Genomic DNA, 14,155 nt, shown 5'->3' with positions numbered 1-14,155 from the left:
GCACACACCGAGGCCGCCTGCTCGGCACCTTCCAGCCACCGGAAGCTCTCTTTCTCCTCAATCGGGGTGGCTCGCCGCCCTGCACGCCGGCCGCCATGGCGCTCCAAGAAGCAGCCGTCGATCAGTCCCAGGATTGCGCCATCCTCCGCATCCAGAGCCAATACGGCATGCAGATACTCGCCTCCCCCGCCTTCCGAGCGCAGCACGGTCGTGTCCCTGAATCGCCAGCACATGCCGCCCCAGGCAACGTTCCGAGGTCCGTCTGGCCGCCTCTGCCAGCATCTCCTCGCAGGTGAACGCCTCGTTACGCAAAAGCCGGGTCAGGCGAATCTCTCCCGCCCGATTGCCGCCCAATCGACGCACCCGCAGCCTTCGGCCGCCCGACGCCACCAGCCGGCCCAGCAGAAAGGCCCCCCTTTTTCCAGGCGACGGTCGCCAAACCGTCCCAGTCCAAGCTCCATGCCATCCTCCTCGACAATGAGAACAACACGGAATCAGACATTCTGCCCGTCTTCAACTTCGATGTGTGAATGCCGTAGCGTAAGCGGGAGAGGGAGCGCACCTCCGTCGTTGCGCGATCAAGCCTCATTTCATCGCGTTCTAGACCTCGACCGGAATGGCCAGCGACGTTTCCTGAAGCTGCGGCGCGAATTGCTTCACCGCTTCCTCGATCCCCAGCGCCGAGCGGATCCAGATGATGGAGATGCAGCCGAACACGGCGCCGCCCCGCACGATCGGGACGGCGATCGATGCGGTCTTCGGATTGTATTCGCCCTCGCTTCGGATGGCGTAACCTCGCGCGGCGGTTTCGGCGATCATGCGGTCGAGCCGGCCCTGGTCGAGAAAGGGGCGGTCGTCGGCTTCGTCGATGCGGCGGAGATGATTGAGGATGAGGTCGCGCTCGCGTGCCGGGCAGGCGGCGAGATAGGCGCGGCCCGCCGACGTTCGCAGCATCGGCAGGCGCTTGCCGATCATGCCGCGGTCGATCGAGAGCGGGCTGCGCGAATGCGTGGTTTCCTGCACCACCATCGCCGCGTTCTCGTAGGTCGACAGATCGACCGGCCAGACCAGTTTCTTGCTGAGTTCGGCGAGATAAGGTGCGGCCGCCTGGCAGATCACTACGCTTGGGTCGTAGCCATCGCCGAGGCTCAGGGCGAGCCGGGTGACGCGAAAACGATCGTCGCTGGCGCTGCGGGCGATATAGCCGAGCTCCTCCAGAGTTTCGAGCAGGCGATAGACGGTAGGTCGAGGCAGGTCGAGCGCGCGGGCGACATCGCCGGCGCGGATGCCGCCGGAGCGGTTGACCTCCTGCAGCACGTCGAGCCCGCGCTTGAAGGCGCGGACGCCCTCGGACTGTCGCGGCTGGCCGTTCCGCGTCCGCTCCTTGGACACTTGGTATTTCCTCCCTTGTGGCAGATCCCGGCGCGCTTATTGTCGCCTGCGAACGCGAGGCGATTGCGGAACGCCACCGTAGGATCGCGCGCGGCCGGTATCAAGCTCGCCGCGGAACGGCGACCGCGATGCCTTCGGGAGGAATTCGATGGAAATCGCAGCACTCGGCTATATCGGAATCAGTTCATCCCAGCTCGAGCAGTGGAGCCGGATGGCGACCGGGCTGCTCGGCATGCAGCAGGTCGATCGCGGCGGCAAGATGCGGGCCTTCCGCATGGACGACCGCAAGCAGCGGCTGATCGTCGACGGCGCCAGCGATGCCGGCCTTGCGGTGATGGGATGGGAAGTTCCTTCGGCCGCCGAGCTGGACAAGTTGGCAGGACGGCTGGAAAGCCATGGCATCAAGGTGGCGAGAGGCTCGCGCGCGCTCGCTGACGAGCGGCATGTCGCCGAGCTGATCGCGTTTGCCGATCCCGCCGGCAACCGGCTGGAGGCTTTTTGCAAGCCGGAGCTTGCGAGCGAGCCGTTTAGGCCGGGCCGCCCGATCTCGGGCTTCCGCACCGGGGCGCTCGGCATGGGGCACGTTGTGCTCAACGTCGAGGACGTCGAGCCGCTGCTGCCGTTCTATCGCGACGTGCTCGGCTTTCACGTCTCCGATTTCGGGCTGAAGCCTTACGGGCTCTATTTCTTCCACGTCAACGGCCGCCACCACTCCTTTGCGATGGTCGGCTCTGGGCGAAAGGCGATGCATCACTTCATGGTCGAGCTCGGCTGCCTCGATGATGTCGGGCAGGGCTACGACCTCGCGCAGATGGACGAGGGACGCATCGCCTACACGCTGGGCCGGCACACCAATGACCACATGACCTCGTTCTACGTGAATACGCCGTCCGGCTTCTTCATCGAATACGGCTGGGGCGGACGCGTCATCGATCCCGAAACCTGGCAGCCGCACGAGACCTTTGATGGGCCATCGCTCTGGGGGCACGAGCGGCTCAATATGCCGGAAGAGCAGCGCAAGCGCCTGCGCGATATGCGGATGGATGCGGCTGCGCGCGGCGTGCGCGTCGCGGATCCGCGCGTGCCGCCGCTCAACTGCGCGTGGCTGGATTCAGTGGTCGCGCGGGAGTGATCCGCGGGCGCCGCGATCAGGCTTCGCCGAGATCGACCTCGGTCAAGATGCCCTGGCGCAGCGCCAGCCGGACCAGCTCGATGTCGGAGCCGACGCCGAGCTTGTCCTTGATCAGGGAATGCAGGTTCGCCACCGTCTTCGGGCTGACATGCAGCGTCTCGGCGATCTCCTCGGTCGTGTTCTCGGCGAGCAGCAGCCGCAGCACCTCGAACTCGCGCGGCGTCAGCACGTCGGCGGCCAAGGTCTCGCCGCTGATCCGGCTGAGCGCAAGCTCGTGGTCGATGTCGGGGCTGATGGCGATCTTGCCGGCGAGCACGTCCTTGACCGCGCGCACCAAGGTCTCGGGCGGACTGGTCTTGGTGACATAACCCCGTGCACCGGCGCGGATCGCCTGCACGGCAAAGCCGGCGTTCTCGTGCATGGTGAAAACGAGAATCCGCGCACTCTTGTCCCACTGCCTGATCCGCCTGACCGCCTCGATGCCGCCGATGCCGGGCATGCTGAGGTCCATGATGACGAGGTCGGGCGTCTCGGATTTGTACAGGCGATAGGCTTCCGCACCGTCGGCCGCCTCGGCGATCACGCGCAAGCCCGGCTGTTTCTGGAGCACCGAGCGATAGCCCTCGCGGACGACGGAATGGTCGTCGACCAGCAGGATGGTCGCTTCAACTGCGCTCATGCCGCATGCTCCAGGGCCTCAGACGCGGCAGCCGCGAGCGGAATGAAGACGCGCAGCGCCGAGCCGTGAGGGCCGGTCTCAAAGCTGAGCCGGCCGCGAAGCGCAGCGACGCGCTCGCGCATGCCGAGCAGGCCCATGCCGGACTTGGCGGCAGCTTCGTTCGGCCGGCCATCGTCCTCGATCGCCAGTGCGATCTCGCTGTCGGCCATGGTCAGATGCAGGCTGACCTGCGTTGCGCCGGCATGCTTGGTGGCGTTGGTGAGCGCCTCCTGCACGATGCGATACAGGTTGGCACTGACGGCGGCGGGCACGCCTTCGAAAGCGCCGTCGAACCGGATCTCGAAGCGGGGCTGGCCGCGGCTGCGGCCGTTCCATCCCGACACCAGGCCTTCGAGGCTGGCGACGAGGCCGAGCTCGTCGACATCGGGCGGCCGCAGCCGGAACAGCGCGCCGCGCAGCGTCTCCATCATGCCGGTCGCAGTGCGGGCAATGCTGTCGCATTCGCCGAGCAAGCCGGGACAGTCCTGCGCCGCAGTCTGGCGGGCGGATGCGGCCAGCGCGCGGATCGCGGCCAGCGACTGGCCGAATTCGTCATGCAGCTCGCGGGCGAGATGGCGGCGCTCCTCGTCCTGGAGCGCGATCAGCTTCCGCGTCAGTTCGCTGCGTTCGGCGAGCGCGGTGTCGAGGCTTTCGGCGAGATGGTTGAAGACGTCGCGGATGGCGGAGAGCTCGGCGAGGTCGAATGGCGGCAGCCGGGTGGTGAGGTCCCCGGCGGCGATGCGTTCGAGGCCGCTGCCGATCATGCGGGTGGGGCGCAGCGCGCGGGCCAGTGCGGCATAGACCAGCGCGCAGAGCAGCGGCAGCGCGATCGCAAGCGCGATCATCAGGCGGCCGGCCTCGTGCCAGGCCTCCGCCGTCTGAACCGCCGGATCGAGCGAGGCCACGGTCTCGCCGAGTTTGGTTCCGCGCACGATCACAGGTCGCGCCGCCTCGCGGCCGGGATCGAACAGGCTGCGATAGAAGGCGGCGAAGGCTTGCGGCGGCGGGCTGGCCGGGGCAGGCGCGCCGCTACAGAAACGTTGCAGCATCTCGCCGCTCGGCCCACGGAATCCAAGACACAGGCCGGGCGTCATGACATGGGCCGACACCGGGTCGAGGTTCGGAAAGTCGGAGCGGGGGCTTGCCGCCCACTGCACCTTGCCTTGCTGCAGCTCCAGCGTCTTCGCCACGATGGCGGCGATCCCGTCGATGCGCGTATGCGCGGCGCGGTCAGCCGTGACAAGGAAATAGGTGGAGATCGCGGCGAAGCAGGCGGCCGATATCGCGGCCACGCGCAGCGTCAGACGGACCTTGAGATCGAACCTCGGGCGATTCCACATCGGCTTGCACCTGGTGCGAACGGGCTTGTCGCGCGCTCATTTAAAAGCAGAACGCCAGCGGCGGGAAGCGTTCCCGACTTGCCGCAGTGCAACGTCGTGAAATTTTCCCGGGTGCGCCGCCCTCAGAACGTCAGCTGCACCTTCATCGACTGCGAGCGGTCGCTGGCGAGCTCGAAGGCGGCGACGGCGTTCTCGAAGGGCATGGTGGCCGTGATCAGCGGCTTGACGTCGATCAGGCCCTCGCCCATCAGACGCACCGCGAGCTCGAACTCGGGATCGAAACGGAAGGTGCCGCGGAGCTGCAATTCCTTGGCGACGATCGAATTGATCGGCAGCGTCATCTCGCCGCCGAGACCGAGCTGCACCAGCGTTGCACCAGGCCTGAGCACGTCGAGCGCGGTGCGGAGCGCGGCCTGGTTGCCGGAGGCCTCGAACAGCGTGTCGAACACGCCCTTGCCGGCGCGCCAGGGATCAAGCGCGGCGGCATTGGTCGCGACGTTGATGGCATGCGTGGCGCCGAGCTTCCTGGCGACCGCGAGCGGGGCGTCGGCCACATCGGTGACAACGATCTCCGATGCACCGCCGAAACGCGAGACCAAAATCATCAGTGCACCGATCGGGCCGCAGCCGGTGATCAGCACGCGCTTGCCGAGCAGGGGACCGGCCTGCTTGCCGGCGTGCAGGCACACCGCAAGCGGCTCGGCGACGGCAGCTTCCGCCAGCGAGAGCTTGTCTGCGATCGGCACGGCCTGCGTGGCATCGACCGCGATGAACTCGCGAAAGCCGCCCTGCACATGGGGAAAGCGCATCGCGCTGCCGAGGAAGCGCATGTCGAGACACTGGTTGCGTAGGCCCTCCTGGCAATGCAGGCACGCCCCGCACGGCTTGCTCGGATTGACCGCGACGCGCGTGCCCGGCTTGACGCTGGTGACGCCGTCACCGACATCGGCAACGACGCCGGCGATCTCGTGACCCAGCGCCATCGGCTGCTGGATCCGCACGACGCCGAAGCCGCCGTGATGATAGTAGTGCAGGTCGGAGCCGCAGATACCGCCATTGGCGATCTTGACGCGGACCTCGCCAGGGCCGGGGGCCGGATCGGCATAATTGTCGATCCGCAGGTCCTTCGGGGCGTGGATGACGACGGCGCGCATGGCTTGCTCCTTCGCTGTCTTGGCGGTCACATCGCGGCGATCATGCCGCCATCGACATAGATGATCTGGCCGTTGACGTAGGTCGACGCATCCGAGGCGAGGAAGATCGCGGCGCCCACCAGCTCATCCGGCTTGCCCCAGCGCTTGGAGGGGATGCGGCCCATCAGCCAATTGTTGAAATCGGCGTTGTTGACCAGCGCCTCGTTCATGTCGGTGAGCATGTAGCCCGGGCCGATCGCATTGGCCTGGATGCCGTGCTGGGCCCATTCCACCGCCATCGAGCGGGTCAGGTTCTTGATGCCGCCCTTGGCGGCAGTGTAGGGCGCGATGGTGGGGCGCGCGAGCTCGCTACCGAGCGAGCCGATATTGATGATCTTGCCGTGCTTGCGGGGGATCATGCGCTTGGCCGCCTCGCGGCCGATCACGAAGGCGCTGGTGAGGTTGGTCTCGATCACCTTGCGCCATTCGTCGGTGGTGAATTCGACCAGCGGCTTGCGGTGCTGGATGCCGGCATTGTTGATGAGGATATCGACGGCGATCCCCTTCTTGTCGAAGTCGTTGAACGCCGCCACGATTGCGGGCTCATCGGTGACGTTGAAGGCGGCGCCTTCGGCCTGATGCCCGGCGGCACGAAACTCGGCGACGGCCTGCTCGACACGCTTGGGATCGACGCCGTTGATGATCAGCTTGGCGCCGGTCTTGGCCATGCCCTCGGCAATGGCGCGCCCGAGGCCGCGGGAGGAGCCGGTCACGAGCGCGGTGCGGCCGGAAAGGTCGAAAAGGGCGGTGCTCATCTCAATAGATCCTCAAGCGTTGGAGCGGCGCACGATGAGATCGGTGCGCTCGAAGACGGCTGGCAGAAGGTCGACGCCAAGGCCGGGACCTTCCATCGGGAAGACATAGCCGTCCTCGATGGTGGGCATCGTGGTGACGAGCTCATTGTACCAGCCCTTGTAGAAGGCGCGCACGGATTCCTGGATCAGGGTGTTGGGCTGGCTGAAGGACATGTGGATGGCGGCGATGAAGCCGATCGGCCCGATGCAATCGTGCGGTGCGAAGGGCCGGTGATAGGTCTCGGCCATCGCCGCGATCTTGCGGCCTTCGGTGAGACCGCCGGTCCAGCACAGATCGGCCATCACCACATGCATGGCATCGCGGTCGAGCATGTCCTTGTAGGGGAAGCGCGAGCCGAGCGTCTCGCTGGCGCAGACCCAGACGTCGGTCGAGCGGGCATATTCGGCCAGCGCCTGCGGCGAGTTCATCCGGATCGGGTCTTCGTACCAGGTCGGCTTGTACGGCTCGAGCGCACGGGCGATCTGCTTGGCGGTCGGCAGATTCCAGAGCGAATGGAGCTCGACCATGATCTCCATCTTGTCGCCGACGGCTTTGCGGATCTTCTCGAACGGCTGGATCGCCTGCTTCATCTGCGATGCGGTGATGTAGAGGCCCTTGTTCTCCTGCGCCGCCGGATCGAACGGCCAGATCTTCATCGCCGAGATGCCGCTTTCCAAGAGGCTTTCGGCGAGCGCATCGGCATGGTTCATGAAGCCGTCGAGATCTTCATACGGCCCCTTGGAGGCGCCGAGATTCCAATTGGCCACCGGGCTGATATTGGTCGAGCGCACATATTGGGTGCCGGCGCAGGTGTTGTAGATGCGCTGCTTGTCGCGGCAGAGGCCGCCGAGCATCTGGTGCACCGGCTGGCCGCAGACCTTGCCGAACAGATCCCACAGCGCGATGTCGATCGCGGAGGCCGCGCGGTATTCGACGCCGGTCGAGGACTGCGCCATCGGCAGGTTCAGCATGTCGCGATGGATCGCTTCGATGTGCAGGGGATTGCGGCCGAGCAGGCGGCCGGCAAAGGTGTCGTGGATCTGCGCTTCGACGGCGCCGGCGCCATAGAAGGTTTCGCCGAGACCGATCAGACCCGTGTCGGTGTGAACGCGGACCCAGATGACGTTGGAAAATTCCTCGGTGCGCAGTGTCTCGATCGACGTGATCTTCACGGCAACTATCCTCCCATCGAAAGGCGCTTCGCACCCGACGTCTCATTTTGCGCTGCAACATGTTGCAGGTCGTGCCGACGTCTTACGCCTGCTTGTAATATATCACAACATGTTTTAAGGCTGCCACAACAAAGCGCCATCCTGCAACGAGAGCGCGGGCTGACGGGAGGACGACATGGCACGGCGCAAGCGCGCGCTCGAAGTGGTGAAAGACGAGGATGACGGCGGAGGCCGGCGGTCCCGCAGCAACCGTCTCAACTTTTTCGAGTTGGCCTATCAAAGGATCGAAGAGCTCCTGGTTCATTGCGAGCTCAAGCCCGGCCAGTTCATGACCATGCTGGAATTGCAGCAAATCACCGGTTTTGGCCGCACGCCGGTGCATCACGCCGTCAATCGTCTCTCCGCCGACACCCTCATCATCATCCGGCCCCGTCATGGCCTCAACATCGCGCCGATCGATCTGGCGCGCGAACGCATGCTGCTCGGCCTGCGACGCGACATGGAGCGTTTTGTCATTCGCCTCGCGGCGGATCGCGCCAGTCTTTCCCACCGCAATCAGGCCTTGCACATCGAGCGTTTGCTGCGCGAACGTCGCGCCACTTTGACACTCGACGAGTTCAACAGCCTCGACCGCCGCATCGACGCGCTGGTGCTCGAGGCCGCTGGCGAGCCGTTCCTGGTGCACACGCTGCGGCCGCTGCACACGCTGTATCGCCGCATCGGCTACATCCACCATCGCTTCATGCCGGGGCAGGCGGATCTGTCGGGCACGATCGATCATCATCTCGCCATTCTTGCAGCCGTCGCCAACCGCCGCGTCGAGGACGCGGTGAAGGCGAGCGATGCATTAATCGACTACATGGGCGAGATGTTCTCAGGCATGGAGGCCGGGATCGATCCGCGCCTGCTCGATTGCAGCATCGAGCCGCTGCTCGGCGCGTAGAGCATGGTCCGGACCCGAAGGGCCGCGTTCGCGCAAAGTATGCAGCGGTTTTCCGAAGAGATCATGCACAAGACAACACGCTAAAGCGCGATGAGATCCTGATCTCATCGCGCTTTAGAGAGTTCTGAAGAAAGGAAGAAGAATGTCAACGATGGCGATGCCACAAGCGACCGCGAGCGAAGCCGCGGTCCGCTACCTCATCACGAACTACAGTCCCAAGGGCAACAAGGTCGGCTGGCTGATGATGGCCTCCATCCTGGTCGAGGCCTGGGACCTCTATTCGATCGCCTTCGTGCTGATCTTTATCAAGGAGCAGTACAATCCCGATCCGCTGATGCTCGGCCTTGCCGCCGCGGGCACGCAAGGTGGGGCGCTGATCGGTGCGCTGCTCGGCGGCTGGCTGTCCGACAAGATCGGCCGCCGCGTGATGTTCCTGGTCACGATGGTGCTGTTCATCGTGCTGGCGCTGGCGCAAGCCTTCGTGCCCAGCGTCGGCTGGCTCGTCGTGATCCGCTTCCTGCTCGGCATTCCGCTCGGCTCCGACATCTCGACCGGCTACACCTACATCATGGAATCCATGGCCAAGGGCGAGCGCGAGGTCATGGGCAACCGCTGGCAGTTCATGTTCGCCGTCGGTGAGGTTCTCACCATCGGCGTCATCGTGATCTTCCTTCTGGTCGACATGAACCACGAGATGCTGTGGCGCGTGACGCTCGGCCTCGGTGCGGTGCCGGCGCTGATCATCCTCATCATGCGTCACGACGTACCGGAGACGGCGGTGTGGCTGGTGCAAAAGGGCCGCTACCGCGAGGCCAAGCAGGTCGCACGCGAGATGTTCAACGACAATCTCGACATGCTGCCGGATCGGGACGTCGTGGTTTCCAAAACCAGCACCCGCGCGTTCCTCGCCGACCTCAAGAAGGATCCGATTCGCTGGCGCGCCACGTTGTATGGCTGGATCGCCTGTTTCGCGCAGGCCAGCGAGTTCTCGACCTTCGCGTTCTACCTGCCGGTGCTGTTCGTGATGGTCGGCGTGTCGAGTGTGCTCGGCATCAACCTGGTGACAATGGCGCTGTTTTCCTTCGCTGCGCTATCGGGATGGGTCGGGCCGCTGCTGACGCCGAAAATCGGCCATCGCGGCATCTCCATCGCGGGCTTCTCCATCGTGCTGGTATCGCTGCTGGTCGCCGCGTTCGCGCTCTACACCGACAACAAGATGCTGCTGCCGTTCGCCGCGGCCGGCATGCTGTGGGGCCACTATTGGGACGCCTCGAACTGCATGACCATCCCGACCATGGTCGCCCGTCCGCAATATCGCGGCACGGCCAGCGGCTTCGCCTACATGTTCGTGAAGCTGCCGTCGTTCCTGGCGATCTTCCTGTTCCCGACGGTGTTTGCCGCGATCGGGCAGGCGAATGCCACGCTGATGGTCGCGATCTTCCCGCTGATCGGATTGCTCGCGGCGATCTTCATCCTGCCGGAAGTCTACGGCTACGAGAACGACTGAAGATGAGTGCTATCTGATCGCGGCGGCTAACGCCGCGATCAGGGCCGGCGGCGTCACCAAGAGGCCGAGCTTGAGGAATGGCCAGGCGCCGACCTCGATCTTCTCGCGCCGGAGCGCGACAAGCCAGAGGATCGTGGCGAGCGAGCCGGTGACCGACAGATTGGGGCCGAGATCGACGCCGATCAGAATGGCGCTGACCACCGGCGCGGGCAGATGATCGCTGGCGGCGACCGAGCCGGCGACGAGGCCGACCGGGAGGTTGTTGGCGATGTTGTCGGCGAGCGCGGTGGCAATACCGACACTCCAGGCGGCTTTCGTCACGGACTGCGCCACGGCCTGGTGCAGCAGCGCGCTGAGCTGCGCGATCACGCCGGTCTTCACCAGCGCTTCGACCATGACAAAGAGCCCGCCGACCAGCGGCAGCACGCTCCAGGACACGCCGCGCAGCACGGGCAAGGGCGATTGCCGGTTGATCAGCAGCACGATGGCGGCCGTCGCCACGCCGCAGACGAAGGTCGGCAGACCCAGTTGCCTGTCCAGCGCCGACGCCGTGACCAGCACGATGCCGATCGCGACGATGCCTATTGCGGTGAGCTTGCCGCCGCGTCCGAGCTTGGGATGCGGTACGCTGCGCGCGATCGTCTCTTCCTTCAGCGCGCGGTGCTGGGTCAGGCGCAGCACGATGTAGGTCAGCAGGATCGACGCCGCCGAGGGCAGGGCGAACAGGCGCAGCCATTCCGTCAGGTGCGGCATGTGCGCGCCGAACACGACGAGGTTGGCGGGGTTGGAGATCGGCAGCACGAAACTCGCGGCGTTGGCGATGAAGGCGCAGACGAACAGATAGGGCAGCGGCTTCGCGCCGGCCGCGCGCGTCGCGGCATAGACGGCCGGCGTCAGCACGATCGCGGTGGCATCGTTGGAGAGCAGCATCGTCACCAGCGTGCCGACGAGGTAGATCAGCAGGAACAGCCGCTGCGGCGAGCCACGCGCATATTCCACCGCAAGTGCGGCGAGATAATCGAAGAGGCCTTCAAGCCGCGCCAGTTCGGCGATCAGCATCATGCCGATCAGGAAGAGATAGACGTCGACACCTTTCTCGATGCCGACAAGGGCGTCCTGCCACGGCAGCAAGCCGAGCAGCACCAGGGCGCTCGCGCCGATCACGGCCCAGATCGCCTCGGGCAGGGATAGGGGCCGGATGATGACGCCTGCGGTCGCGACGGCGGTGATGCTCCAGGCCCAGATGGCGTTAGACGGCACGGTCAGTCCTTGAGGTTCGGTCAGTCATTCGGCATCGATAACCGATGTCAGAACGGCTGTCTTCCCCCAGAGTCTTGCCGCAGGAACAGTCTGGATTGCTTCGCTGCGCTCGCAATGACGGAAATTGTGGCTGCTTCCAGCGAATGTCAGGCTCACCTAGCCACCGATAGCTTCTCCGTGATCGCCTTGCGCAGGATGCGCGAGAGCGATTCCACCGAATACGGCTTCTGGATCAGCTCGAAACCGCGGTGGGCGTTCTCGGCGAGCACGTTGCTGTAGCCGGAGGTGAGCACCACGGGCAGGCCTGGATAGCGCTCACGGATGATGCCGGCGAGCTCGACGCCGTTCATTCCGGGCATGATGACGTCGGAGAACACGAGGTCGACGGCAAATTCGTTTTCGCCGAGGATCGCCAGCGCCGCGTTCGCATTGGCAGCGCGGCGGACGACATAGCCGAGATCCTCCAAGAGCTCGGTGGAGAAGCGGCCGACCTCGTCATCGTCCTCGACCACGAGCACGCGATAGCCACGCCCCGTCGTGGCCGCCTCGTGGCTCAGCGCCGCGGCTTCCTTGTCCGTCGCCGGGCTTTGCGCCCGCGGCAGATAGATGGTGAAGGTCGCGCCCTTGCCCGGCGTGCTGGTCACCGCAATGTCACCCTCGGACTGCTTCGCGAAGCCGAAGGCCTGGCTGAGGCCGAGGCCGGTGCCCTTGCCGACCTCCTTGGTGGTGAAGAACGGCTCGAAGATCGAGTCGAGATGTTCCGGCGCGATGCCGCTGCCGGTGTCGCCGACGGAGATCGCGACATAGTCGCCGCCGCGCGACGATTGTGCGCGCAGGCTCGGGATTCCCGAGACTTTGCGCACGGCGATGGTGAGGCGGCCTTCGCCGTCCATGGCATCACGGGCGTTGATGGCGAGGTTGATCAGCGCAGCCTCGAACTGGGCGATGTCGGCCACCGTGAAGCAATCGGCGTCCTGAATCTCCACGGCGATCTCGATGCGGCCGCCGACCAGCGGCCGGACCAGCTGCGCCACGCCCTCGACCTGACTGCCGACGTTGAAGATCTGCGGCTTGAGCGGCTGGCGGCGCGCAAAGGCCAGAAGCTGCGCGGTCAGCTTGGAGGCGCGCTCGACCGTCTCGGAGATGGCATCGACGTAGCGGCGGCGGCGCTCCTCCGGCAGCTCGCGCCGGCGCAGGAAATCGGTCGCCGAGCGGATGATGGTGAGGAGATTGTTGAAGTCGTGCGCGACGCCGCCGGTGAGCTGACCGATCGCCTCCATCTTTTGCGACTGCCGCAGCGCTTCCTCGCCGCGACGTCGCTCGGTGATGTCGACCGCCTCGGGCACGGCGCCGGTGATGGCGCCGTGGCGGTCGAGCACGGGACGCATGCCGAAGTCGAAATCGCGCTCGCCGACGGGAAGGCGCAGGCGCATCTCCAGCCGCACGGGTTCGCCTTTGAGCACCGTCTCGAAGGCCTCGCGCACGGCGGCACTCATACCGTCGGTGCCGGTGAACCAGGGCGTGTCCCAGAACGGCTTTCCGATCACGTCGGCGGAATTCGCCTTGATGCCGGCGAGCGCGGTCTTGTTGGCGTAGACCAGTTCGCCCTCGAGATTGACCAGGCCCTGATACTGATTGCTGGTCTCCAGGATCGCGCGCAGCCGCGCCTGGTTGGCTTCGAGCTCGGCTGTGCGCTCGGCGATGCGCTCTTCCAGCGTCTCGTTCAGCCGCCTGAGCTCGATCTCGGCCTGCTTGGCGACGGTGACGTCGTGGGCGACGCCGATGAAGCCGATATGCTTGCCGGTCGCATCCCAGCGCGGCTGCGATTCCGAGCGCAGCCAGCGCCATTCGCCGCTGGCGTTCTTGTAACGCGCTTCCAGCACGAAGGGCTTGAGGGACGCTTCACCCTGGACGGATTGCTGCAGCACGTGCGGCAGGTCGTCGGGATGCAGCACCTTGCGCCAGTCGAAATCGATGGCCTGATCGTAGGGCAGGCCGACGAAATCGACATAGGCCTGGTTGGCGAAGGACCGCTTGCGGTCGAGCTTGGTGACCCAGATCGGCACCGGCGCGCTGTCGGCGATCAGGCGGAAGCGCTCCTCGCTTTCGCGCAGTGTCTCGCGCGCCAGCGCCTGGTCGGTCATATCGATATGGGCGCCGACGAGCCGGATGGCGCGGCCGTCCTTGTCGCGCTCGATCTTGGCGACCACCCGGATCCAGCGGGTCTCGCCATCGCTGGGGCGGATGATGCGGTATTCGGCGCTATAGTCTTCGCTCGCTCCGGCGAGAGCTTCGAAGAAATGCTTGACGGTAGCGTCGCGGTCGTCGGGATGGATACGGTTGACCCAATCCTCGTGCGACTCCTCGGCGGCTTCCGGCGGAAGGCCGTGGATCATGAGATATTCGGGCGAGCGACGGTTCTTGAAGCCTTCGCGGAAATCGACCTCGACGCCGCCGACCTTGCCGATGCGCTGGATGCGCGCCAGCTCGGCCTCGCGCTCCTGCAGCGCGCGATAGGCGTTGTCGCGCTCGCGCGCGACGTCTTCGAGGTGCTGGCGCAGCCGTTCGGCGGCGATGGTTTCGGGCAAGGGATCGTTCAAGGCATCGGCCGTTGTCATCTAGGTGCGCGCGTGCCGGACCGATATTCACACAGACGGGGCGTGATGGCCATTGTTTAGAGGGCAGGTTGGTGCCCGGAAATGG

11 protein-coding genes and 1 pseudogene are annotated in these 14,155 nt (G+C 65.4%); 3 read left to right on the top strand and 9 right to left on the bottom strand.

The genetic code is table 11. The features are described from left to right. Together XI05_RS05020 and XI05_RS05015 are read right to left on the bottom strand one after the other, a co-directional pair. Positions 1-206, bottom strand: a pseudogene (locus tag XI05_RS05020) (IS4 family transposase); the annotation flags it as partial. Between the two features lie 394 nt (positions 207-600). After that, entirely contained in the window at positions 601-1,392 is a 792-nt protein-coding gene (locus XI05_RS05015) for a DNA-binding transcriptional regulator (protein ID WP_271499208.1), read from the bottom strand. Positions 1,393-1,540: 148 nt separating this feature from the next. On the opposite strand from XI05_RS05015, the gene XI05_RS05010 reads away from it, so the two are divergent. Beyond that, positions 1,541-2,524 (top strand): VOC family protein, encoded by a 984-nt coding sequence (locus XI05_RS05010; RefSeq protein ID WP_271499206.1) that lies wholly within the window; start codon positions 1,541-1,543, stop codon positions 2,522-2,524. A 16-nt stretch (positions 2,525-2,540) separates the two neighbouring features. Here the strand turns inward: XI05_RS05010 and XI05_RS05005 are convergent, their stop codons facing one another. From XI05_RS05005 to XI05_RS04985, 5 genes are all read right to left on the bottom strand, one after another. Then, positions 2,541-3,203: a response regulator gene (locus tag XI05_RS05005; protein WP_271499204.1), complete on the bottom strand. Its 663-nt coding sequence runs from the start codon at positions 3,201-3,203 to the stop codon at positions 2,541-2,543. Continuing rightward, positions 3,200-4,582 (bottom strand): sensor histidine kinase, encoded by a 1,383-nt coding sequence (locus tag XI05_RS05000; RefSeq protein WP_271499201.1) that lies wholly within the window; start codon positions 4,580-4,582, stop codon positions 3,200-3,202. The genes XI05_RS05005 and XI05_RS05000 overlap by 4 nt, the downstream gene beginning before the upstream one ends. 122 nt (positions 4,583-4,704) lie before the next feature. Further along, positions 4,705-5,736, bottom strand: coding sequence for an L-idonate 5-dehydrogenase (locus XI05_RS04995; RefSeq protein ID WP_271499198.1), 1,032 nt, complete (start codon positions 5,734-5,736; stop codon positions 4,705-4,707). 26 nt (positions 5,737-5,762) lie between these two features. After that, positions 5,763-6,530 (bottom strand): SDR family oxidoreductase, encoded by a 768-nt coding sequence (locus XI05_RS04990; protein WP_271499196.1) that lies wholly within the window; start codon positions 6,528-6,530, stop codon positions 5,763-5,765. 12 nt (positions 6,531-6,542) lie between these two features. Beyond that, positions 6,543-7,742 (bottom strand): mandelate racemase/muconate lactonizing enzyme family protein, encoded by a 1,200-nt coding sequence (locus tag XI05_RS04985; RefSeq protein WP_271499192.1) that lies wholly within the window; start codon positions 7,740-7,742, stop codon positions 6,543-6,545. A 175-nt stretch (positions 7,743-7,917) separates the two neighbouring features. On the opposite strand from XI05_RS04985, the gene XI05_RS04980 reads away from it, so the two are divergent. Both XI05_RS04980 and XI05_RS04975 read left to right on the top strand, forming a co-directional pair. Next, entirely contained in the window at positions 7,918-8,685 is a 768-nt protein-coding gene (locus XI05_RS04980; protein ID WP_172783288.1) for a GntR family transcriptional regulator, read from the top strand. A gap of 142 nt (positions 8,686-8,827) precedes the next feature. Further along, positions 8,828-10,192: an MFS transporter gene (locus XI05_RS04975; protein WP_333939817.1), complete on the top strand. Its 1,365-nt coding sequence runs from the start codon at positions 8,828-8,830 to the stop codon at positions 10,190-10,192. 9 nt (positions 10,193-10,201) lie between these two features. Here XI05_RS04975 and XI05_RS04970 read toward each other — a convergent pair whose 3' ends face one another. Both XI05_RS04970 and XI05_RS04965 read right to left on the bottom strand, forming a co-directional pair. Beyond that, a complete protein-coding gene (locus XI05_RS04970) occupies positions 10,202-11,452 on the bottom strand; it encodes an arsenic transporter (protein ID WP_271499186.1) in 1,251 nt (416 codons plus the stop codon). A gap of 152 nt (positions 11,453-11,604) precedes the next feature. Further along, a complete protein-coding gene (locus XI05_RS04965) occupies positions 11,605-14,070 on the bottom strand; it encodes a hybrid sensor histidine kinase/response regulator (protein ID WP_271499184.1) in 2,466 nt (821 codons plus the stop codon). Between the last annotated feature and the right edge of the window lie 85 nt (positions 14,071-14,155).

It is taken from the genome of Bradyrhizobium sp. CCBAU 11357 (assembly GCF_028128865.1).
Lineage (GTDB): Bacteria > Pseudomonadota > Alphaproteobacteria > Rhizobiales > Xanthobacteraceae > Bradyrhizobium.
Note: the sequence above shows the minus strand (reverse complement) of the source record. Positions and strands in the feature narration are given on the sequence as shown.

What these genes read in the sequence shown, in the direction of transcription:
- XI05_RS05010 (WP_271499206.1), top strand. Translation starts at nt 1,541, where the DNA reads ATGGAAATCGCAGCACTCGGCTATATCGGAATCAGTTCATCCCAGCTC.
- XI05_RS05005 (WP_271499204.1), bottom strand. Translation starts at nt 3,203, where the DNA reads ATGAGCGCAGTTGAAGCGACCATCCTGCTGGTCGACGACCATTCCGTC.
- XI05_RS05000 (WP_271499201.1), bottom strand. Translation starts at nt 4,582, where the DNA reads ATGTGGAATCGCCCGAGGTTCGATCTCAAGGTCCGTCTGACGCTGCGC.
- XI05_RS04995 (WP_271499198.1), bottom strand. Translation starts at nt 5,736, where the DNA reads ATGCGCGCCGTCGTCATCCACGCCCCGAAGGACCTGCGGATCGACAAT.
- XI05_RS04990 (WP_271499196.1), bottom strand. Translation starts at nt 6,530, where the DNA reads ATGAGCACCGCCCTTTTCGACCTTTCCGGCCGCACCGCGCTCGTGACC.
- XI05_RS04980 (WP_172783288.1), top strand. Translation starts at nt 7,918, where the DNA reads ATGGCACGGCGCAAGCGCGCGCTCGAAGTGGTGAAAGACGAGGATGAC.
- XI05_RS04975 (WP_333939817.1), top strand. Translation starts at nt 8,828, where the DNA reads ATGTCAACGATGGCGATGCCACAAGCGACCGCGAGCGAAGCCGCGGTC.
- XI05_RS04965 (WP_271499184.1), bottom strand. Translation starts at nt 14,070, where the DNA reads ATGACAACGGCCGATGCCTTGAACGATCCCTTGCCCGAAACCATCGCC.